Origin of the sequence: Curvibacter sp. APW13 (assembly GCF_032337135.1) — a bacterium.
In the GTDB taxonomy this organism is placed as follows: domain Bacteria; phylum Pseudomonadota; class Gammaproteobacteria; order Burkholderiales; family Burkholderiaceae_C; genus Allorhodoferax.
This window is the reverse complement of sequence record NZ_JAVXZZ010000002.1, coordinates 110937-132933: the sequence shown is the minus strand read 5'-3', so window position 1 is coordinate 132933 and position 21997 is coordinate 110937. Positions and strand designations below refer to the sequence as shown.

17 protein-coding genes, 3 tRNA genes and 2 riboswitches are annotated in these 21997 nt (G+C 63.5%); of the genes, 13 read left to right on the top strand and 7 right to left on the bottom strand.

The genetic code is table 11. The annotated features are described in order from the left end of the window. The first annotated feature begins 61 nt into the window (after nucleotides 1-61). Nucleotides 62-772, top strand: coding sequence for a DNA alkylation repair protein (locus tag RQP54_RS08940; RefSeq protein WP_315677900.1), 711 nt, complete (start codon nucleotides 62-64; stop codon nucleotides 770-772). Between the two features lie 97 nt (nucleotides 773-869). Here the strand turns inward: RQP54_RS08940 and yegQ are convergent, their stop codons facing one another. Further along, nucleotides 870-2246, bottom strand: coding sequence for a tRNA 5-hydroxyuridine modification protein YegQ (yegQ, locus tag RQP54_RS08935; protein ID WP_315677898.1), 1377 nt, complete (start codon nucleotides 2244-2246; stop codon nucleotides 870-872). A 127-nt stretch (nucleotides 2247-2373) separates the two neighbouring features. On the opposite strand from yegQ, the gene RQP54_RS08930 reads away from it, so the two are divergent. From RQP54_RS08930 to RQP54_RS08910, 5 genes are read left to right on the top strand one after another with little or no spacing between them, the layout of a single operon-like run. After that, nucleotides 2374-3267, top strand: coding sequence for a DMT family transporter (locus RQP54_RS08930; RefSeq protein WP_315677897.1), 894 nt, complete (start codon nucleotides 2374-2376; stop codon nucleotides 3265-3267). 20 nt (nucleotides 3268-3287) lie between these two features. Beyond that, nucleotides 3288-4694, top strand: coding sequence for an MATE family efflux transporter (locus tag RQP54_RS08925; RefSeq protein ID WP_315677895.1), 1407 nt, complete (start codon nucleotides 3288-3290; stop codon nucleotides 4692-4694). 28 nt (nucleotides 4695-4722) lie between these two features. After that, complete coding sequence (locus RQP54_RS08920) at nucleotides 4723-5568, top strand: HDOD domain-containing protein (RefSeq protein WP_315677894.1); 846 nt, start codon at nucleotides 4723-4725, stop codon at nucleotides 5566-5568. 24 nt (nucleotides 5569-5592) lie between these two features. Then, nucleotides 5593-6480, top strand: coding sequence for an MBL fold metallo-hydrolase (locus RQP54_RS08915; protein ID WP_315677893.1), 888 nt, complete (start codon nucleotides 5593-5595; stop codon nucleotides 6478-6480). Beyond that, nucleotides 6470-7924 (top strand): NAD(P)H-hydrate dehydratase, encoded by a 1455-nt coding sequence (locus RQP54_RS08910; RefSeq protein ID WP_315677892.1) that lies wholly within the window; start codon nucleotides 6470-6472, stop codon nucleotides 7922-7924. The genes RQP54_RS08915 and RQP54_RS08910 overlap by 11 nt, the downstream gene beginning before the upstream one ends. A gap of 42 nt (nucleotides 7925-7966) precedes the next feature. Here the strand turns inward: RQP54_RS08910 and rnr are convergent, their stop codons facing one another. Beyond that, nucleotides 7967-10204, bottom strand: a complete 2238-nt coding sequence (gene rnr / locus RQP54_RS08905; RefSeq protein WP_315677891.1) for a ribonuclease R — start codon at nucleotides 10202-10204, stop codon at nucleotides 7967-7969. A 49-nt stretch (nucleotides 10205-10253) separates the two neighbouring features. Here rnr and RQP54_RS08900 point away from each other — a divergent pair. Together RQP54_RS08900 and RQP54_RS08895 are read left to right on the top strand one after the other, a co-directional pair. Further along, nucleotides 10254-10338, top strand: a tRNA-Leu gene (locus RQP54_RS08900). 66 nt (nucleotides 10339-10404) lie between these two features. Further along, a tRNA-Leu gene (locus tag RQP54_RS08895) sits at nucleotides 10405-10489 on the top strand. A gap of 57 nt (nucleotides 10490-10546) precedes the next feature. On the opposite strand, the gene rimO is transcribed toward RQP54_RS08895, so the two are convergent. From rimO to RQP54_RS08880, 3 genes are all read right to left on the bottom strand, one after another. After that, nucleotides 10547-11950 carry a 30S ribosomal protein S12 methylthiotransferase RimO gene (rimO, locus tag RQP54_RS08890; protein ID WP_315677890.1) on the bottom strand — a complete coding sequence of 468 codons (1404 nt, stop codon included), beginning with the start codon at nucleotides 11948-11950 and terminating at the stop codon, nucleotides 10547-10549. 35 nt (nucleotides 11951-11985) lie between these two features. Beyond that, nucleotides 11986-12432, bottom strand: a complete 447-nt coding sequence (gene phaR, locus RQP54_RS08885; protein WP_315677889.1) for a polyhydroxyalkanoate synthesis repressor PhaR — start codon at nucleotides 12430-12432, stop codon at nucleotides 11986-11988. A 117-nt stretch (nucleotides 12433-12549) separates the two neighbouring features. After that, nucleotides 12550-12626, bottom strand: a tRNA-Val gene (locus RQP54_RS08880). Nucleotides 12627-12751: 125 nt separating this feature from the next. Between RQP54_RS08880 and RQP54_RS08875 the strand changes: the two genes are divergently transcribed. Continuing rightward, nucleotides 12752-13510 (top strand): 3-hydroxyacyl-CoA dehydrogenase, encoded by a 759-nt coding sequence (locus RQP54_RS08875; RefSeq protein WP_315677888.1) that lies wholly within the window; start codon nucleotides 12752-12754, stop codon nucleotides 13508-13510. A 78-nt stretch (nucleotides 13511-13588) separates the two neighbouring features. Here RQP54_RS08875 and RQP54_RS08870 read toward each other — a convergent pair whose 3' ends face one another. Next, on the bottom strand, nucleotides 13589-14371 hold the full coding sequence (locus RQP54_RS08870; RefSeq protein WP_315677887.1) for an SDR family oxidoreductase: 783 nt from the start codon (nucleotides 14369-14371) through the stop codon (nucleotides 13589-13591). 137 nt (nucleotides 14372-14508) lie between these two features. Here RQP54_RS08870 and RQP54_RS08865 point away from each other — a divergent pair, with 137 nt between their 5' ends. Next, nucleotides 14509-16200 carry an electron transfer flavoprotein-ubiquinone oxidoreductase gene (locus RQP54_RS08865; RefSeq protein ID WP_315677886.1) on the top strand — a complete coding sequence of 564 codons (1692 nt, stop codon included), beginning with the start codon at nucleotides 14509-14511 and terminating at the stop codon, nucleotides 16198-16200. A gap of 52 nt (nucleotides 16201-16252) precedes the next feature. On the opposite strand, the gene RQP54_RS08860 is transcribed toward RQP54_RS08865, so the two are convergent. After that, nucleotides 16253-16987, bottom strand: coding sequence for a 1-acylglycerol-3-phosphate O-acyltransferase (locus RQP54_RS08860; RefSeq protein ID WP_315677885.1), 735 nt, complete (start codon nucleotides 16985-16987; stop codon nucleotides 16253-16255). A 70-nt stretch (nucleotides 16988-17057) separates the two neighbouring features. After that, nucleotides 17058-17158: riboswitch (glycine riboswitch) on the top strand. 16 nt (nucleotides 17159-17174) lie between these two features. After that, a riboswitch (glycine riboswitch) is annotated at nucleotides 17175-17312 on the top strand. Between the two features lie 75 nt (nucleotides 17313-17387). Here RQP54_RS08860 and gcvT point away from each other — a divergent pair. The 3 genes from gcvT to gcvP all read left to right on the top strand — a co-directional run bounded on the left by gcvT (nucleotide 17388) and on the right by gcvP (nucleotide 21996). Next, a complete protein-coding gene (gene gcvT / locus RQP54_RS08855) occupies nucleotides 17388-18533 on the top strand; it encodes a glycine cleavage system aminomethyltransferase GcvT (RefSeq protein ID WP_315677884.1) in 1146 nt (381 codons plus the stop codon). Between the two features lie 89 nt (nucleotides 18534-18622). Continuing rightward, nucleotides 18623-18994 (top strand): glycine cleavage system protein GcvH, encoded by a 372-nt coding sequence (gene gcvH / locus RQP54_RS08850; RefSeq protein WP_315677883.1) that lies wholly within the window; start codon nucleotides 18623-18625, stop codon nucleotides 18992-18994. 95 nt (nucleotides 18995-19089) lie between these two features. Beyond that, nucleotides 19090-21996, top strand: a complete 2907-nt coding sequence (gene gcvP / locus RQP54_RS08845; protein ID WP_315677882.1) for an aminomethyl-transferring glycine dehydrogenase — start codon at nucleotides 19090-19092, stop codon at nucleotides 21994-21996. Nucleotide 21997 lies beyond the last annotated feature (1 nt).

Sequence of the window (21997 nt, the reverse complement as noted above, 5' to 3'; positions counted from 1 at the left end):
CGGGTCAGAGGTTCAGGCGGCCACTGTACAACGCAGGCCGCAGCTGCGGTACAACCGGACCATGACACATACCGCCCCGCAGGCCCTGCACGCCCTCAGTGCCCAGCGCGACCCCGCCAAGGCCGCGTTCTTCCAGCGCTTCTTCAAATGTGGCCCCGGCCAATACGGAGAGGGCGACCAGTTCCTCGGCCTGCCGGTGCCCCAGGTGCGCAGCGTACTGCCTGCCTTTCGCAACCTGCCCGTAGTGGAGTGCGTCGCCCTGCTGCAGTCGCCCTACAACGAAGCGCGCTTGCTGGCATTGCTGGTGCTGGTGGCGCAGTACCAGCGCAAGCGGGCGCCGGACGCCGAGCGACAAGCGGTGTTCGATGCCTACCTGGCCCACCGGGACCGTGTGAACAACTGGAATTTGGTCGACGCCTCAGCCCCGGCGATCGTGGGAGGGCACCTGCTGCCGCGCGACCGCACCCTGCTCTACACGCTGGCGCAGTCACCCGTGCTGTGGGACCGCCGCATTGCCGTGTTGGCAAGCTTCGCTTTCATCCGAGCCGGCGAGCACGCCGACACGCTGCGCCTGTGCGAGCAGCTGCTGGGTGACCGGGAGGACCTGATGCACAAGGCCTGCGGCTGGATGCTGCGCGAGGTGGGCAAGCGCGACCCCGCCGCGCTGCGTGGCTTTCTCGATGCCCACGCCCACCACATGCCGCGCACCATGCTGCGCTACGCGCTGGAGAAGCTGGCACCCGAAGTTCGCGCCGCATACATGGCACGCTGACCCCTACAGGATAATGAAGGGGGTTAAATTGGGCCCTAGCCCGCACAGATACTGCGCAGGGTGCTACAAAATGAATAGCGTATGAAACCAGCCTGCGTCAGGCAGGCAGCGCCGCTTCCTCGCGCGGTGTCAGGTAGCGCGCCACGAAGGCGCCCACTGCGGTTTCGGGCAAGGGAATCCACATGGTGTGACCACTGCCCGGTGCCACCTGCACCTCTGCGGCATCGGCGTTCTCCATGCGGGTGAGCTGCACGTCAAAGTTGCCACTCGGATGCAGTATCTCCAGCCAGTCGCCCACGCCAAACTTGTTGCGCACATTGACCTTGGCCAGGCCACGTGCGGCGTCGTACTCCAGCACATCGCCCACGTACTGGCTGCGCCCGCTCTCGGAGAAGCCGCGCAGGTAGTTCTGGGTCGCTTCCGGGGTGTGGCGCTGGAAGAAGCCGCTGGTGTAACCCCGGTTGGCCAGGCCTTCGAGCTGGCCCAGCAACGCCGGGTTGAGTTCACGGCCAGCCACGGCGTCGTCGATGGCGGCGCGGTAGCTCTGGCAGGTGCGTGCCACGTAGTAGGGGCTCTTGGTGCGGCCTTCAATCTTGAGGCTGTCCACACCGATCTCCACCAGGCGCTGGATGTGCTCGATGGCGCGCAGGTCCTTGGAGTTCATGATGTAGGTACCGTGCTCGTCCTCCTCGATGGGCATGAACTCGCCGGGGCGGTTGCTTTCTTCGAGCAGGTAGGAAATGGAGTTGCGGGCTTCCTCGGGCAGCGTTTGTCCGCTACCGTGGTTAGCGCAGCCGGCGCCGGATTTTCCGGGGGGATTGAGCACGTCACCGCTGGCATCCACCTCGGCAGTGTGGGTCTTGTAGTCCCAGCGGCAGGCGTTGGTGCAGGTGCCCTGGTTGGCATCGCGGTGGTTGAAGTAGCCCGAGAGCAGGCAGCGCCCCGAGTAGGCGATGCACAGCGCACCGTGCACGAACACTTCGAGCTCCATGTCCGGGCATTCCTGGCGGATCTGTGCCACCTGGTCCAGGGACAACTCACGCGAGAGGATGACACGCGATATGCCCACTTTCTGCCAGAACTTCACCGCTGCGGAGTTGACGGTGTTGGCCTGCACCGAGAGGTGGATCTCCATGTCGGGCCAGGCCTCGCGCGCCATCATGATGAGGCCGGGGTCGGACATGATCATGGCGTCGGGCTTGAGCGCGATGACGGGTTCCATGTTGGCCACGTAGTGCTTGAGCTTGCCGTCGTGCGGGATCAGGTTGGAGACCAGGAAGAACTTGCCGCCTTTTTCGTGGGCGTGGTCGATGCCGGCCTTCAGGACGTCGAGGCTGCCGAAGGAGTTGTTGCGCACGCGCAAGGAGTAGCGGGGTTGGCCCGCATACACGGCGGTGGCGCCAAAGGCAAATGCCGTTTTCAGCATATCCAGCGAGCCCGCCGGTGCCAGGAGTTCAGGGGTACGGAGTGTCATCCCACGATTATCCCAGCCACCCCGGCCAAGCGCCACCAGGGCAGGCCTTGTCCCTGCGCTCCGCAGGTGCTCCGCAAAGACCTTTCGCGCCAATTTGGTGCACTGCGTACCGCACAATAGGGGCACCTTGAAACCTCTCCATTTCCTGCAATTGGTGGCCCTCTCTGCACTGTGGGGCGCCTCTTTTCTCTTCATCCGCATCGCGAGCCCGGTGCTGGGCCCCAGCGTGCTGGCCGTACTGCGCATTGGCCTGGCCACGATCACGCTGGCATTGTTGCTGCGCCTGCTGCACCAGCGCTGGCCGTTGGCGCACTGGCGCGAACTGGCCGTGCTGGGCCTGCTCTCGGTGGCTGTACCGTTCATGCTCTACGCCTGGGCCGGGCTGCACCTGCCCTCGGGCTACAGTGCGCTGCTCAATTCCACGGCCGTGATCTTCGGTCTGTTCAGTTCTTCCTGGCTTGGGGAAGACCACCTGACGCTGCGCAAGGTGCTGGGCTGCCTGAGCGGCTTCGCCGGGGTCGGGCTCATCGTTGGGCTGGGGCCGGTGCAGATCACCACGGAAGTGCTGCTGGCCGCAGGCGCCTGCGTGCTGGCATCGGCCTGCTACGGCATTTCGGCGCCCCTCATGAAGCGTGCCATCACACGCATGCAACCGATCCAGATCGCGGCAGGCCTGCACGCGCTGGCCCTGCTGATGCTGCTGCCGGGTGCGGCCTGGAGTTGGCCGCAGGCCGTATTCACCCCCCACGCACTGGCTGCCGTGGTGGTGATGGGCGTGCTGACCTCGGGCCTGGCCTACTGGCTGCACCTGCGCATCATGGTGCATGTGACACCGGTGGCCGCCATGAGTCCCATCTTCATGATCCCGGTGTTCGGGGTTGTGTGGGGACATCTTTTCCTTGGTGAATCGCTGGGGACCGGCATGTTCGCGGGCGGCTTTCTGGTGCTGGTGGCCTGTGCCCTGATCACCGGATTCGACCCCTGGCAAGAACCCCTGGAGGCGGTGGACGTCACCCCCTGAGTCTCCGTCCGTACAGCAGCATGCCCGAACAATTCTTCCCCCACCCCGGAGTCCGCCGCCGCCAGCAAGTCTGGGGCGAATTGCGGGCGCTATGGCACCTGGCCTGGCCCATCCTCATCGGCCAGTTGGCCACTGTGGGCATGGCCGTGGCCGATGTCGCCATGACTGGACACTACAGCGCAGCCGACTTGGCCGGGGTATCGCTGGGTGTATCGGTGTGGAACATGGTCATCATCACCATCATGGGCATCATGATGGCCGTGAACCCCATGGTGGCCCACCATGTGGGCGCACGGGAATTCGACGCCGTTCCCCATGTGGTCCGTCAGGCCCTTTGGAAGGCGCTGGGGGTCGGGGTCGTCGCCATGGCCGCGGCCAACCTGGCCGCCCTGGTATTCCAGACCATGGACATCACCCCGCATATCCGCGATCTGGCCACGCGCTTCGTGCACATCTCCAGCTGGGCCCTGCCCGCATTCGCCTGCTACCGTGTGCTCTATGGCTACAGCGCCAGCATCAACCAGACCAAACCGCTCATGGTCATCGCGCTGCTCGCGCTGGTACTCAACACCGCCATCAACTGGCTGCTGATCTACGGCCGCGCTGGCCTGCCGGAACTGGGGGGCCTGGGCTGCGCCTGGTCCACCATGCTGTGCGTGTGGTTCAACCTGCTGGCCCTGTTGTGGTGGATGCACCGCGCCGACGCGTACCGCGCCACCTGGCCCTTCGCTGCCTGGGAGCCCCCCGAGTGGCCCACCATCGCCCACCTGCTGCGCCTGGGCCTGCCCATCGGCCTGACCTATTTCGCCGAAACCAGTGCCTTCGGCCTGATCGCCCTGCTGATCGCCAAGTTCGGCAGCACCCAGGCAGCCGCGCACCAGATTGCACTCAACTTCGCCTCGCTGGTATTCATGGTGCCGCTGAGCTTGGGGCTGGGACTGCTGACCCGGGTGGGCCAGGGCTTGGGGGCGGGGCTGTACCGCGAAGCGCGCTTTCGTGCCTGGACCGGCGTGGGCGCTGGCATGGTGTTCGCGGTACTGTCGGCGTCCGGCATGGCCTTGTTCAACCACCAGATTGCTGCGATGTACACCACAGACGCGGCCGTCATCGCGTTGACGGCCGAGCTGCTGTTCCTGGCCGCGCTGTTCCAGTTGTCCGACACGGCCCAGGTGGTGATCAGCTGCGCCATCCGCGGCTACAAGGTCACACGCGCACCCATGGCCATCCACCTCACCGCCTTCTGGGTGTTTTCGCTTCCGCTGGGCATGGTGCTGGGTTTGGCCCCCGACTGGGCCCCCTGGCACCCAGCCGAGCCCATGGCGGCGCAAGGGTTCTGGAGTGCCCTGGTGGTGGGCCTGACCGTCGCCGCCACCGGCCTGGTGTGGCTGCTGCGCCGCGTGGCACGTGACGCGATTGCGGCAAACTGACACAATCAGTCCCATACTCTGTGAAGCCATGAGCCCTGAACTGTCCCAAAAACTGACTGCGGCGGTGGACGCCATGCCGGCGTTCCCGAAAAGCGTGCAACGCATTCTGGAACTCACGCGCGACGTGAATGCCAACCCCAAGGATCTGGTCGACGTGATCGACAAGGACCCGGTGGTGACGGTCAAGGTGCTCAAGGTGGTGAATTCGGCCTACTACAGCCTGCCCAAACAGGTCACCTCCATTGGCCATGCCGTCGTCTACCTCGGCTTCAACACCATCAAGAACCTGGCGCTCTCGATCGCCGCGATCGGCATGCTGCCCAAGCAGAATGAAGCGGGTTTCGATGCCAACCAGTACCTGCTGCATTCGCTGGCCACTGCCGCACTGTCGAAGCAGATCGCGGCCAAATACGCTGACGACGCCGACCCCATGGACTGCTTCATTGCCGGCCTGCTGCACGACTTCGGCAAGGTGGTTTTTGCGCAATTCATGCCCAAGGAGTTCGGTCGCGCCCTCACGGTTAGCCGGGAGCACCAGGTGTCCCTGCACGACGTGCTGCAGCAGACCATCGGTGCCGACCACGCCGTGGTGGGGGCCATGCTGGCAGAGAAATGGCGCTTCGCGCCGCATCTGGTGGAGGCCATCCGCTACCAGCACGGCGAGCACACCCATGACTCCGACACCATTGCCTGCGTCTTCGCGGCCAACCAGATCAGCAAGAAGCTGAACTTCGGGTTCGGCGGCAATGTCATCGTGCACCCGTTCCCGGCCGCGGTACAGAAGCGCCTTGGCTACGACCTCGATGGCCTGATTGCCCATATGGGTGACCTTCAGCCCCTGTTCGAAGAAGCACAGGTGTTTGCCAAACTCTAGTCACCGCGCACGAAGGGAGCTGCCATGAAAGTTCGTTTTTGGGGAGTCCGCGGCTCCATCGCTTCCCCGGGGCCGAAGACCGTGCGCTACGGTGGCAACACGACCTGCATCGAGGTCCGCACAGACGACAACGAACTGTTCATCCTCGACGCCGGAACCGGCATCTTTCCGCTGTCGCAGACACTGCTGGCCGAGCTGCCCGTCCAGGCCAACATACTCATCACCCACTCCCACTGGGACCACATCCAGGGCCTGCCCTTCTTCATTCCCAACTTCATTCCCGGCAACACCGTCCGCTTGCACGGCGGCTTTGACCCCGTCACCGGGCAAGGCGTGGAACAGGTCATGTCCGTTCAGCTGCAGTACAGCTACTTTCCGGTGCGCGAAGCGGAAATGAAGGCGCGCTTCGAGTACGTCACGCTGATGCCGGGACAGCCTGTCACCATCGGCAGCGCCACCATCACGCCCTGCCTGCTAAGCCACCCCGTGGTGAACCTGGGATACCGCATCGATTCCAAAGGCAAGTCCGTGTTCTTCACCGGTGACCACGAGCCTCCCTACAACATCTACGAACCTGGCGACGAGGGCTACGCCGAGTACCAGGGCTTTGTCGACGAGAAGAACCAGATCATCGACGATGCCGTGCGCGGGGTCGATGTGCTCATTGCCGACACGTCCTACACCGACGCGGAGTACCCCTCCAAGAAGGGCTGGGGACACGGCACCTTCTCCACCAGCATTTCCATGGCCCAACGCGCCGGTGCAAAGACCGTGTTCTGCACCCACCACGAGCCCACCCGCAGCGACGACGCACTGGAGGCAGTGTTTGCCGAGGCGCTAGCCCAGCACCCCACGCCGCTGAACGGGCTGGATGTGCGCCTGGCCCGCGAAGGAGAGGTTTTTGAGTTCTGAGTGCATTGTTGCGGCGGACCGGATCGCCACCACCGCAGCCTTGCCGTTGTACAGCGTGGCCCAGTTGCGCGCCCTGGAAGCGCAAGCCGCTGGCGCGCTACCACCCCATACCCTGATGCAGCGTGCCGGACTGGCGTTGGCGCGCCTGACGCAGGCCCTGGCACCCCATGCCCGCACAGTCTGGATCGCCTGCGGCCCGGGCAACAACGGCGGCGATGGCTTCGAGGCCGCCGTGCACCTGCAGGCTTGGGGCAAGAGAGTGCACATCAGCCACCACGCCCTCACCCACTATGCGCAGGATGCTGCTCTTTCGATAGCAAAAGCGAGGGATTCCGGGGTATCCATCGGCACCGACGTGCCGCAGACCTTCGACGTCTGCATCGATGCACTGTTCGGCATCGGTCTGGTACGGGTGCTGGGCACGGAGCACGCGCACTGGGTGCATGCCATGCACGCCAGTGGCACGCCCATCATCGCCGTCGATTGCCCCAGCGGGCTCGACACCGATACCGGCAGCGCCCAACCGGGCACGGTACACGCCCACGCCACCTTGACGTTTCTCGGACTCAAGCCCGGCCTGTTCACGAACCAGGGACGCGACACGTGCGGCGACCTATGGCTCGACACGCTGGGGGTGGCACCCATCGCATCCCCGATGGCGCAGTTGAATCCACGACCAGCGCCCAGGCCGCGGGCACATGCCAGCCACAAGGGCAGCTTCGGCGATGTCGCGGTGGTCGGTGGTGATGAAGGCATGTTGGGCGCCGTACTGTTGTCGGCACGTGCTGCCCTGCTCAGCGGTGCCGGCCGCGTGTATGTCGCTGCCCTCGATCCGAAGGCGCCCCGCTTCGATGACCAGCAGCCCGAACTGATGTTTCGTTCGCCGCACAAGCTCCACTGGCAGCAGCTCACCGTAGTGGCGGGATGCGGCGGCGGCGGTCGGTTGGTAGAGTGGCTGCCCGCCCTGCTGCAGGACAGCGCGCGCCTGGTGCTCGACGCAGATGCCCTCAATGCGGTAGCGGAAACACCGACGCTGGAGCCCCTGCTGCGATCACGCTCCATGGCGAAGCCTACCGTGCTCACGCCCCACCCCCTGGAAGCGGCACGTCTGCTGGGCACCACTGCGGCCGCCGTACAAGGCGATCGCCTGCATGCGGCGCAGGCTTTGGCCGACAAATTCCAGGCCTGCGTCGTGCTCAAGGGTTCTGGTACCGTGCTGGCCGCCCCAGACAGCACGCCCACAATCAACCCCACGGGCAATGCTCGGTTGGCGACTGCGGGCAGCGGTGATGTACTTGCCGGCATGGTTGGCGCCGGTCTGGCGGCCGGGCAGTCCGCGTGGGATGCAGCGGCCTGCGCGGTCTATCAGCACGGATTGGCCGGCCAGGATGAGGGGTTCACGGCACCCGTGCGCCCCGCCTCCGGCCTCTTGAACCGGCACTGAGCGCGGCGCTCTTCCCGAAAAGGGGAAGTCGCGCCGAATGGCCTATTTGCGCTTGCGGCTGTTGCGCTTGCCGTGCTCTGGTCGTGGCTTGGCGGAACGTACGTCGCGGCCATGGCGCCTGGCAGGTTGCTGTGCGGCTTTCGCCTCGGGCGCACTGCCCTTGAACACCCTGCGCTCGCGCTGTCGTTCGTCACCACCAGACTTGTCCGCAACCGGCCGTGCGCCCTGCCCGAAGTCGTCATTGACCAGACGGAAGTCAATGCGTCGGCCATCCAGGTCGACCCGGCTGACCTGCACGTTGACACGGGTGCCAATCGCATAACGCATGCCGGAGCGCTCACCGCGCAGTTCCTGGCGTGCCTCGTCAAAGCGGTAGTACTCGCCACCGAGTTCGGTGATGTGCACCAGGCCTTCGACGAACAAGGCGTCGAGCGTGACGAACAAACCAAAGCTGGTGACAGAGCTGACCACGCCCGAGAACTCTTCGCCCAAATGCTGGTGCATGTACTTGCACTTGAGCCAGGCCTCCACATCGCGGCTGGCCTCGTCCGCCCGGCGCTCGTTGGCGCTGCAATGCAGGCCGGCTGCCTGCCAGCCCATCATCTCGCCACTGCTCTTCTTGGGTTTGCTTGCAGCCTCACCCTTGGCCGCATTGGATTTTTCCAGGCGCCGCGCCAACTTGGCGTGGGCCTCGCCAGGGATCGGCAGCGTCGGCAGGTGGTACTTGGTCCCGTTCAGGATCGCCTTGATGACCCGGTGCACCAGCAGGTCCGGGTACCGACGGATAGGGCTGGTGAAGTGGGTATAGCCTTCAAAAGCCAGCCCAAAGTGACCACTGTTGATGGGGGTGTAGATCGCCTGCTGCATAGAGCGCAGCAGCATGGAATGGATCTGCTGCGCATCCGGCCGTTCCTTGGTGGCGTTGGCAATGGCCTGGAACTCACCCGGGCTGGGTTCGTCGCTGATCGTCATGCCCACGCCCGTGGCACGCAGGTAGTTGCGCAGCACTTCGATCTTCTCTGGGGTAGGACCTTCGTGCACACGGTACAGGCCGAACTGCTTGCCCGCAGCGATGAAGTCGGCACTGCACACATTGGCAGCCAGCATGGCTTCCTCAATGACGCGGTGTGCCACATTGCGGGTGCGCGGAATGATCTTCTCGATGCGGCCGTTGTCGTCGCAAACGATCTGTGTCTCGGTGGTCTCGAAATCCACCGCGCCACGCTGTGCGCGAGCCTGGGCCAGCGACTCGTAGACACCCAACAGGTTCAGCAGGTTGTCCACCCTGTCCTTGCCGCGCTTGAGCGCCTCAGGCCCCTTGGTGTTGGCCAGGATCGCAGCCACCTCGTTGTAGGTGAAGCGGGCATGGCTCCACATCACGGCGGGGTAGAACTGGTAGGCCAGCACTTCTCCGGCCTGGCTCACGAACATGTCGCATACCATGCACAGGCGCTCGACTTCCGGATTGAGCGAACACAGTCCGTTCGACAGCTTCTCCGGCAGCATGGGAATCACGCGGCGCGGGAAGTACACGCTGGTGGCACGGTCGTACGCATCAATGTCGATGGCGGAGCCATTCTGGACATAGTGGCTGACATCGGCAATCGCCACGAGCAAACGCCATCCCTTGACGGCAGACCTACCACGCCCCCGCGTTGCGGGCTCGCAATACACGGCGTCGTCGAAGTCGCGGGCGTCTTCACCGTCGATCGTGACCAGCGGCACATCACGCAGGTCGATGCGGCCCTGCATGTCGCTTTCCGTCACCGCGTCGGGCAGTGTGCGGGCCAATGCCAGACAGGGCTGCGAGAACTCGTGCGGCACGCTGTACTTGCGCACCGCAATTTCAATTTCCATGCCCGGGTCGTCAACCTCACCCAGCACTTCCTTGATGCGGCCCACCGGCTGGGTGTACAGCGCGGGCGGCCCCACCAGTTCGACCACCACCACCTGGCCACTTTTTGCAATCTGCGCCGCCCCCTTGGGGATCAGCACATCCTGACCATAGCGCTTGTCTTCGGGTGCCACGATCCAGACACCACTCTCCTGCAACAGACGGCCGATGATGGGCTGCTGCGAACGCTCGACGATCTCCACGACACGGCCCTCGGGGCGGCCCCGGCGGTCGCTGCGCACGATGCGCACCTTGACCCGGTCCTTGTGCAGCACCGCACGCATCTCGTTGGGGGGCAGGTAAATGTCGGCAGAGCCGTCGTCGGGGGAGACGAAACCGTGTCCGTCACGATGTCCCTGCACGGTTCCTTCGAGTTCTTCCAGCAACGCGCTGGTTTGGCTATTTTTTTTGATACAATGCTCTCTTTCCTGAAATGCCCAGGTGGCGGAATTGGTAGACGCACTAGTTTCAGGTACTAGCGCTGCGAGGCGTGGGGGTTCGAGTCCCTTCCTGGGCACCACTGATAATACAGTGGAATCATTTCAAGTGGCCGCATGACAGCGGCCTTTTGTTTGGCTGGAAAATGGCCCAGGTGGCGGAATTGGTAGACGCACTAGTTTCAGGTACTAGCGAGTAATGTCGTGGGGGTTCGAGTCCCTTCCTGGGCACCATGGATAGTTTAAAAAGCCGCTGCTTCAGCGGCTTTTTTGCTTTTGGCTGCCGCCTGATCAAATCGGTTGCGCGACCAGATCGTGGCCTTGTGCCGCCACGATGCATGCCTTGGTGAATTCACCGACCTTGAGCGTCTTGCTGATCTTCTCGGGCGGCAACAGGCGAACCACGCCATCGATCTCGGGTGCATCGGCATAACTGCGCCCCACGCCACCTTTCTTGCCCAGGCCCGGCGCCGAATCCACCAGCACTTGCATGGTGGCTCCCACGCGCCGCGCCAACTTGGTGGCCGACACTTCTTCGGCCACGGCCATGAAACGCGCGCGGCGTTCCTCGCGCACTTCGGCGGGCAACTGCCCGTCCAACGCATTGGCCGTAGCACCTTCGACAGGGCTATAGGCAAAGCAGCCCGCACGATCGATTTCGGCCTCACGCATGAACTGCAGCAGGTGCTCGAATTCTTCCTCGGTCTCGCCCGGGAATCCGGCAATGAAGGTACTGCGGATCACCAGATCGGGACAGGCTGCACGCCAAGCCTGGATGCGCTCCAGATTCTTCTCGCCGCTGGCGGGACGCTTCATGCGGCGCAGCACATCCGGATGGCTGTGCTGCAAAGGCACATCCAAGTAAGGCAATACATGACCACTGGCCATCAGCGGAATGATCTCATCCACTGCCGGATAGGGGTAAACATAGTGGAAGCGCACCCAGGCGCCGTACTGCGCAGCGATGTCACCCAGCTTCTGCGCCAGATCGAGCAGACGGGTCTTGACCGGCTTGCCGTCCCAGAACCCGGTGCGGTACTTCACATCGACACCGTAGGCCGAGGTGTCCTGGCTGATGACCAGCAATTCCTTCACGCCACCGGCGAACAGCGCGTGTGCTTCCGACAACACATCACCGACCGGGCGCGACACCAGGTCACCACGCATGGAAGGAATAATGCAGAAGGTACAACGGTGGTTGCAGCCTTCGCTGATCTTCAGGTAGGCGTAATGCTTGGGCGTGAGCTTCAGGCCCGCAACCCCAAAGGCATTGGGCACCAGGTCCATGAACGGGTCATGCGGTTTGGGCAGGTTGCGGTGCACCGCATCCATAACCTCTTGCGTGGCATGCGGTCCCGTCACTGCGAGCACGCGGGGATGCACTTGCTGCACCAGGTTGCCACCATCGTGCCCGGACTTGGCGCCCAGACAACCGGTTACGATGACCTTGCCGTTTTCGGCCAGCGCCTCTCCGATCGTGTCCAGGCTTTCCTTGACCGCATCGTCAATGAAACCGCAGGTATTCACGATGACCAGATCCGCACCCTGGAAGGTCTTGGAAGTCTGGTAGCCCTCGGCACTCAGTTGGGTGAGGATTAGTTCGGAATCGGTCAGCGCCTTGGGGCAACCCAGGCTGACGAAGCCCACTTTGGGCGCGGCGGTGGTCGATGCGGTGGTCGTGCTTTCTGCGTTCATACATCACGGTTCGGGAACCGCACCCCCGCGCCAATTCAGCGCTTGATGCCGAAGTTCCCGAAGAATTGTTCGGTTTGTTTCTGAAACTGTTCCTGCACCTGCTGGAACGGGTTGTTGTTGACCATGCCGGACATCATGGGCGCCTGCAGATCCATCAGGGCCTGCATGTTCTTTTCCAGATATCCACCCATGAACCCCTGCATGGCATGACCGTAGAAACGGATGATATTGGCCAGCACCGGCGCGGTGAACATGGGCGAGCCACCAGCCTCCTCTTCCAGAATGATCTGCAGCAGGATGCTGCGCGTCAGGTCCTCGTTGGTCTTGGCATCACGCACCAGAAAAGGTTCGTTATCCATGACCAGTCGCTTGATGTCCCCCAGCGTCACGTAGCTCGACGTGTCGGTGTCATACAGACGCCGATTGGGGTATTTCTTGATGACGCGAACGTCCGAGGGCTTCTGTGTGGATCTGCTTTGCATGGATGGGGCCGACGCGCTGGGCGGACTACGTGTATTGCACTGCAACACATTGTAGGTTGCCCCCTGCTGCAACACCCCTAGGTTTACCCTAGCGCGCTGCAGCAAACAGCAGGAATTTGGTAGGCACAATTGGACTCGAACCAACGACCCCCACCATGTCAAGGTGGTGCTCTAACCAGCTGAGCTATGTGCCTGAGTCGAAGCTGGAATTATAGCGTGTTTTTTTGCCACCTCCCAAAGCTTCTTCACGAAAGTGTTCTGGGCCATAATTGACGTTTACGTAAACGTAAAGCAAAAATCTCATCAACTGGAGCACACCATGGACATCGCAGGAAAAGTATTCATCGTCACCGGCGGCGCATCGGGCCTGGGCGAAGGCACGGCACGCATGCTGGCTGCCAAGGGCGGCAAGGTCGTCGTGGCCGACATGCAGGTGGAAAAAGGCGAAGCCGTCGCCAAGGACATCGGTGGTGCGTTCGTGAAATGTGACGTGAGCAGTGAGGCCGATGGCCAAGCCGTCGTCGCTCAGGCCGTGTCCATGGGCAAGCTCATGGGCTTGGTGAACTGCGCGGGCATCGCCCCAGCCGAAAAAACCGTAGGCAAGAACGGCGCCCATGCCCTGGCCACGTTCAGCAAGTGCATCAACGTGAATCTGGTGGGCAGCTTCAACATGATCCGCCTGGCAGCGGACGCCATGTGCAAGAACGAACCCGAAGCCACCGGCGAACGTGGCGTGATGATCTCCACCGCCTCGGTGGCCGCCTACGACGGACAGATCGGCCAAGCTGCCTACTCGGCCTCCAAGGGTGGCATTGTCGGCATGACCCTGCCGATTGCACGGGACCTCTCTCGCAACGGTATTCGCAACATGACCATCGCTCCCGGCATCTTCGGCACGCCCATGCTGTTCGGCATGCCCAAGGAAGTGCAGGATGCGCTGGCCGCCGGTGTGCCCTTCCCTTCGCGCCTGGGTACGCCACAGGACTACGCCAAGCTGGCGGTGCACATTTTCGAGAATGACATGCTCAATGGCGAAGTGATCCGACTGGACGGCGCCATCCGCCTCGCGCCACGCTGATTGACGCTATGAAAAAGAAAGCTGCCTGCGCTTGAAATACAAAGGCAGGTAGCTTTTTTTGTGCAAAAGACTAATCGTTCAGACGCCAAATCCGTCGTCGGCGGCAATCACCGCGCCATTGACGAAATGGCTTTGGTCCGAACACAGGGTGACCAGCATGGCATCCAGGTCGGACGGGTGCCCGACCCGCTTGCGCGGCAACATCTGCACCAGCTTCTGTCCGGCTTCTGTCTGCCAGTGGTGGTGGTTGATTTCGGTGTCGATATAGCCCGGGCACAAGGCATTGACGTTGATGCCGAACTTGCCCCACTCGAGCGCCATGGCCTTGGTCATCTGGATGACCGCTGCCTTGCTCATGCAGTACACGCCGATTTGCGGCAACACACGCAGACCCGCCATCGACGCAATGTTGATGATGCGCCCGCCGGTGTAGCTGCCCGGTGCCGCCCCCTTGGCGCGGGCCAGCATGCGCTTACCCACCTCTTGCGCCACAAAGAAGGCGCCCTTGACGTTGGTGTTGAAGATGAAGTCGTAGTCGTCTTCCTGCACATCCTGCAGGCGCTGCGTGGTGCTGACACCCGAGTTGTTGACCAAGATATCGATCGAGCCGACTTCGGTTTCCGCATGGGCCACCGCCGCCTTGATCGAGTCATGGTTGGTGACGTCCATCTCCACCACATGGGCGTCGCCGCCCTCACCGTCGATAATGGCGCGCAGCTCCTTGAGCTTGTCCACCCGGCGACTCGCCAGCACCACGGCGGCACCCGCCTGCGACAGTGTCCGTGCAAACTGGGCACCCAGCCCACCCGAGGCGCCGGTAATGAAGGCCACGCGGCCCGAAAGATCGATGCTGTACGCCATTTAGAGAGACTCCACTTAATAAAAACGAACGACCGTTCTTTTTTACAAAAACCGCCATTAGAATCCTGCGCAGCCGCCGTGCGCCGTGCGCAACCTGACTTGGCGACTACCAGGCCCCATTATCAAGTGAGACACACATGACCAACCAAGAAATTCTGGATCAGTTCGGCCCCCGTGAATCCATGGAATACGACGTCGTTGTCGTTGGCGGCGGCCCCGGCGGCCTGTCCACCGCCATCCGCATCAAGCAGCTGGCAGCGGAAAAGGGAACCGATGTCTCGGTAGTCGTACTCGAAAAAGGCTCGGAGCCTGGCGCACACATCCTGTCCGGCGCCATCATGGACCCAAGGGCATTGACCGAACTGTTCCCCGACTGGAAGGAACAAGGCGCCCCGCTCAAGCAGCCGGTCACGGACGATGCCTACGTGTTCCTGTCGGAAAAGGATGGCTACCGCGTTCCCAACTTCATGCTGCCGCCCTTTGCCCACAACCACGGCAACTACATCATCAGCCTCGGTGAAGTGACCCGCTGGCTGGCCACGCAGGCCGAAAGCCTGGGCGTGGAAATCTTCCCTGGCTTCACCGCCGCCGAAGTGCTGTACAACGAAGATGGCTCCGTCAAGGGCGTAGCCACCGGCAACATGGGCATCGGCAAGGATGGCCAGCCCACCGAGAACTTCCAGCTCGGTATGGAGTTGCTGGGCAAGTACACCGTGTTTGCCGAAGGCGCCCGTGGCCACTTGGGCAAGCAATTGATTGCCAAGTACCAGCTCGACGCCGGCAAGGACCCGCAGAGCTTCGGTATCGGCATCAAGGAAGTGTGGGAGATCGACCCCAAGAAGCACAAGCCCGGTTTCGTGATGCACACCGCCGGTTGGCCCATGGAGAACGACACCTACGGCGGCGCCTTCCTGTACCACCTGGACGGCAACAAGGTGGCCATGGGCTTCGTCACCGGTCTGGGTTACGCCAACCCCTACCTGAGCCCGTTCGAGGAGTTCCAGCGCTGGAAGACCCATCCCCGCGTTCGCTGGTACTTCGAGAACGACAAGGGCGAAGTGACCGCCAAGCGCCTGTCCTATGGCGCCCGCGCCATCAACGCCAGCGGCATCAATTCGCTGCCCAAGTTCGTGTTCCCCGGTGGTGCACTGGTGGGCTGCAACGCGGGCTTCCTGAACGTGAGCCGCATCAAGGGCAGCCATGCCGCCATCAAGACCGGCATGCTGGCCGGTGAAGCAGCGTACGAGGCGGTGACTGCAGGCCGTCAGCACGACGAACTCACGGCCTACGTCGATGCCTTCGATGCCAGCTGGTTGCACACCGAGCTGAACAAGGACCGCAACTTCAAGAACTGGTTCAAGCACGGCCTCGTCGTGGCCACGCTGATGAACGGCTTCGAGCAGCTGGTATTGCGCGGTGCCATGCCCTGGACCCTGCGCCGCACCAAGGCCGACCACGAGTACCTGAAGCCCGCATCGGAGTGCCAGCCCATCGTCTACCCCAAACCCGATGGCAAACTGACCTTCGACCGCCTCTCCAGCGTGTTCATCAGCAACACCAACCACGAGGAAAACCAGCCCGCGCACCTGACGCTCAAGGACGCTCAAGTGCCCGTGGCGGTGAACCTGAAGAAGTACGCCGGCCCCGAAGCGCGCTACTGCCCCGCAGGTGTGTACGAATACGTGAAGAACGATGACGGCAGCGACCGCCTGCAGATCAACGCGCAGAACTGCCTGCACTGCAAGACCTGCGACATCAAGGACCCGACCCAGAACATCGTCTGGGTCACGCCCGAGGGCAGTGGTGGCCCGAACTACGGCGCGATGTAAGACGCGATCCGCGCAATCCACGGGGCCCTGCGGGGCCCTTTTTCATGCCGCCTCAGGCCGCACTGTCGAGTTCCGCCACACGCGCGTCGAGTTCTGCAATGCACTGCTGCATCTGGGCGTGGCACCGGTCCATCAGGGCCGGCATGTCATCCAGGGACATGCCGGTGGTGGGAATGGGCGGCAGCGAGCGCACGATGATGTGCCCGGCACGCCAGCGGTTCAGGCACATGCTGCGCTTGTAGGTGCTGGCGCAGACCGGCACGATGGGCACGCCGGCACTGATGGCCATCTGGAAGGCGCCCTTCTTGAACGGCTTGAGACCCTTTCCATGGTTGCGCGTGCCCTCGGCAAACACCCAGATCGATGTCTTCTGCTGCTGCATCACCTCGGTAGTCTGCAGCATGGACTGCTTGGCACTCGACGCGTTTCCCCGATCGATCAGCACACTGCCGGCCAACCAATAGATCTGCCCAAACAGCGGCATCCACTTGAGACTGGTCTTGCCGATCGATACGGTGGCCCGGGGCACCACGGTGCCGTGCAGGAACAGGTCATGGTTGGACTGGTGGTTGGCCACGATCACATAGGGGTGCGGAGTCGCCTCCAGGGTCTCCAGTTCGCGGTGCACGGTCAGGCCGAACAGGCGCAACACCGGGCGGCCATAGACGTTGCCACACCAGCGGCTGTTGTCGGTATTGAAGGGCCGCAGGAAGACAATCAACAGGTTCAGCAGCGACGCCGGTACGAAATACAGGGCCATCGCGGCCAAGCGTAAGGCAGATAACATGGACGGAAGAGAACTGACGTGGATTTTTCGAAATCGGGCAGTGTATCGGCTTGGCGCCTGAATTAGAATGTCGGCTTCGTCAGGAGAGAGCCCCGCCATGGGGCCGCCGAAGGCGCAGGAAGGCTGATTGCAGCCCTCTGAACGCTCAGGCAAAAGGACTGACTACCGTAGGCGAAGCAAAGCGCCTGCGTCACCCACTGGAGAGAGGTTGCACCCACCGTCATGGACGCCGTGTGACCCACCGAAGGAGCAAGCCGCAGTCTGCGCACCCCAGGTGCACGCAGGCCCGGTGAATCTCTCAGGTACCAAGGACAGGGGGCAGCCTCCCGGCACCGCAAGGCGCCGTGAGTTTCAGGTTGCCCTGCATGCCAATGTGTATGCACTTTTCGGAGAAAAGCCCATGTCCGCTGACCAAACCCTGTTGACCACGCCGCTCAACGCCCTGCACATCGAGCTTGGCGCGCGCATGGTGCCTTTTGCCGGCTACTCCATGCCGGTGCAGTACCCCGCTGGCCTGATGGCCGAGCACCACCATACCCGCAATGCGGCCGGTCTGTTCGACGTGTCGCACATGGGCCAGTTGCGCCTGGTGGGCCCGGACGCCGCCGCCGCCTTCGAAACCCTGATGCCGGTGGACGTGATCGACCTGCCCGTGGGCAAGCAGCGCTACGGCCTGCTGACCACCGAGGAAGGCACCATCATTGACGACCTGATGTTCTTCAACAAGGGCAACAACGAGATCTTCGTCATCGTCAACGGTGCCTGCAAGGCGGGCGACATCGCCCACATCCAGGCCAAGATCGGCGCACGCTGCCAGGTCATACCCATGCCCGAGATGGCCCTGCTGGCGTTGCAGGGCCCGCAGGCCGTCACCGCCCTGTCGCGCCTGGCGCCCGGCGTGGAAAAGCTGGTGTTCATGACCGGTGGCAACTTCACCGTGGACACTGGTGCCCAGAAGATCGACGTGTTCCTGACCCGCAGCGGCTACACCGGCGAAGACGGTTTCGAGATCTCCGTGCACGAATCGCAAGCCGAAGTGCTGGCCCGCGCCCTGCTGGCCCAGCCCGAAGTCAAACCCATCGGCCTGGGTGCACGCAACTCGCTGCGCCTGGAAGCCGGCCTTTGCCTCTACGGCAACGACATCGACACCACCACCACCCCGGTGGAGGCGAGCCTGCTGTGGGCCATGCAAAAGGTCCGCCGTCCCGGTGGTGCACGCGAAGGCGGCTTCCCTGGCGCTACAAAAATACTAGCTGCTCTCGCAGATTCCACGGGGGCCGGAACCCGGAAACGCGTAGGACTGGTGGCCCAGGAACGCATTCCCGTGCGCGAACACACCGAACTGCAAGACGGCGCCGGCAACAAGATCGGCGAAGTCACCAGCGGCCTGCTCGGCCCCACCATCAACCAATGCGTGGCCATGGGCTACGTGGACAGCGCCTTCAGCGCGCTGGGCAGCAAGGTCGTGGCCATCGTGCGCGGCAAACCGGTGCCCATGGTGGTCTCCAGCATGCCGTTTGTGCCCAACCGCTACTACCGCGGCTAACCACCGGAGCACGCCGACTGCGGCTACAGTTGCCGTCGGCGGAAATTCACCACAGGATTCATTTTTCAAACTTTTTCCAGGAGTACTCCATGAACATCAAATTCACCCCCGACCACGAATGGCTTGTCATTGAAGGCGACACCGCCACCGTCGGCATCACCCAGCACGCCCAGGACGCCCTGGGCGACGTGGTGTTCGTGGACCTGCCCGAAGTCGGCAAGACCCTGGCAGCCAAGGACGTGGCCGGTGTGGTCGAGTCCGTGAAGGCCGCTGCCGACGTGTACATGCCCGTCACTGGTGAAGTGCTGGCCGTGAACGAAGACCTGCGTGCCGACCCCTCGCTGGCCAACAGCGACCCCATGGGTTCGGGCTGGTTCTTCAAGATCAAGCTGTCCAACCCCGCTGAACTGGACGGCCTGATGGACGAGACCAGCTACAAGACCTACGAGCAGAACGCCTAACCTTCTGCCTGATTGGCCGCAGCACCGGCAAACCGGGCTGCGGCTCCCAGAACCTTTGCGCCCGCCGGCCCCCTTCCTGTTTTTCGAGTTCCACCATGTCCGCCAACGCCACACCTTCCGCCAGCCTCGCCAGCCTGGAAAACCCCAGCGAATTCATTGCCCGCCACATCGGCTTTGACGCCGACGAGGAAAAGACCATGCTCGCCGCCGTGGGCTGCAGCACCCGTGCCGAACTGGTGGACAGCGTGGTGCCACGTTCCATCGCCCGCGCCGACCGCATGGCCATTCCGGCGGCCATCAGCGAAGCGGCGGCTTTGGCCGAACTGAAGGCTCTGGCGGCCAAGAACAAGGTGCTCAAGAGCTTCATCGGCCAGGGCTACTACGGCACCCACACGCCCGGCGTGATCCTGCGCAACATCCTGGAAAACCCCGCCTGGTACACCGCCTACACGCCCTACCAGGCCGAAATCTCCCAGGGCCGCATGGAAGCCCTGGTGAACTTCCAGACCATGGTGTGCGACCTGACCGCCATGCCCATGGCCAACGCCTCCATGCTCGACGAAGCCACCGCCGCGGCCGAAGCCATGACCCTGGCCAAGCGCTCGGTCAAGGCCAAAGGCAACACCTTCATCGTCAGCGGTGACTGCCACCCCCAGACCATCGAAGTCATCCAGACCCGCGCCGCGCCCCTGGGCTACACGGTGAAGGTGGTGCGTTCTACCGACGAATGGCAGGCCGCCATCGCGGGTGACGACTACTTTGCCGCCATCAACCAGTACCCCGGATCGAGTGGCTGGCTGGCCGACTGGCAGCTCAGCGCCGACACCATCCACAGCAAGGGCGCGGCCCTGATCCTCGCCTGCGACCTGCTGGCCCTGACCGTGCTCAAGGCCCCGGGCGAAATGGGCGCCGACATTGCGGTGGGGTCGACCCAGCGCTTTGGCATGCCCTTCGGTGCCGGCGGCCCGCACGCGGCCTTCATGGCCTGCCGCGACGAGTACAAGCGCTCCCTGCCCGGCCGCCTGGTCGGCGTGAGCGTGGACAGCCACGGCAACCCCGCCTACCGCCTCGCGCTGCAGACCCGCGAGCAGCACATCCGCCGCGAGAAGGCCACCTCCAACATCTGTACCGCGCAGGTGCTGCCGGCTGTGATTGCCAGCATGTACGCTGTGTACCACGGCCCCGCCGGACTGAAGCGGATTGCCCAGCGCGTGGCCACCTACACCGCCATCCTGGCCCAGGGCCTGCGCCAGCTGGGCTTTGCCCCGCTGCACGGCACGGCGTTTGACACCCTCACGGTGGATCTGGGTAGTGCCGCTGCCGCCCAGGCCGTGGTGCAGCGCGCCTTGCAGGCAGGTGCCAACCTGCGCAGCCTGCGCGGCCAATGCGTGGCCATGTCGCTGGACGAAACCACCAGCCGCGACGACCTGGCCCTGCTGTGGCGCGCCTTTGCGCCCGACGCGGCCCTGCCCGACGTGGAGGCCCTGGCCGCCGCCGCTCCGGCGCTGATTCCGGCCAGCCTGCAGCGCACCAGCAGCTACCTGACCCACCCGGTGTTCAACACCCACCACTCCGAGACCGGCATGCTGCGCTACATCCGCGCACTTTCCGACAAGGACCTGGCGCTGGACCGCAGCATGATTCCGCTGGGCAGTTGCACTATGAAGCTCAACGCCACCAGCGAGATGATTCCGATCACCTGGCCCGAGTTTGCGAACATCCACCCCTTCTGCCCCGCGGACCAGCGCCAGGGCTACGCCGAACTGGACCAGCAACTGCGCGACTGGCTCTGCGCTGCCACCGGCTACAAGGGCATCAGCCTGCAGCCCAATGCGGGCAGCCAGGGCGAGTACGCGGGCCTGCTGGCCATCAAGGGCTGGCACGAAAGCCGTGGCGAAGGCCACCGCAACATCTGCCTGATCCCCAGCAGCGCGCACGGCACCAACCCCGCCAGCGCCCAGATGGTGGGCATGCAGGTGGTGGTGACCAAGTGCGACGCCAACGGCAACGTGGACATGGACGACCTGAAGGCCGCCTGCGAGAAGCACAGCGCCAACCTGGCCGCCATCATGATCACCTACCCCAGCACGCACGGCGTGTTCGAAACCACCGTGAAGGAACTGTGCGCCCTGGTGCACAGCCACGGTGGCCGTGTCTACGTGGATGGTGCCAACATGAACGCCCTGGTGGGTGTTGCCGCCCCCGGCGAATTCGGCGGTGACGTGAGCCACCTGAACCTGCACAAGACCTTCTGCATCCCCCACGGCGGTGGCGGCCCCGGTGTCGGCCCTGTGTGCGTGGTCGAAGACCTGGTGCCCTTCCTGCCGGGCCATGCCGCAGGCGGCATTGCTAGCAAAACAGGAGCTGTTTCTGCAGCCCCGCTGGGCAACGCAGCCGTATTGCCCATTAGCTGGATGTACTGCCGCATGATGGGTGCCGAAGGCCTCAAGCAGGCCACCGAGTCGGCCATCCTGGCCGCCAACTACATCAGCACGCGTCTCGCGCCCCACTTCCCCACGCTCTACGCCAGCGAGAACGGGCACGTGGCGCACGAGTGCATCCTGGACCTGCGCCACTTCAAGGAAAGCTGCGGTGTCATGGCCGAGGACGTGGCCAAGCGCCTCATGGACTACGGTTTCCACGCACCCACGCTGTCGTTCCCGGTGCCCAACACCCTGATGGTGGAGCCCACCGAGAGCGAAACCCTGGCCGAGCTGGACCGCTTCATCGACGCCATGATCGCCATCCGTGGCGAGATTGCCGAGGTGGAAGCAGGCACGCTGCCGCAGGACAACAACATGCTCAAGAACGCCCCGCACACCGCCGCCAGTGTGGTGGCCGGTGCCTGGGACCACCCCTACAGCCGCGAGCAGGCCGCCTTCCCCGTGGCCAGCCTCAAGGCCGGAAAATACTGGCCCAGCGTGGGCCGCGTCGACAACGTCTATGGCGACCGCAACCTGTTCTGCAGCTGCGTGCCCGTGGGCGAATACGCCAACAGCTAAA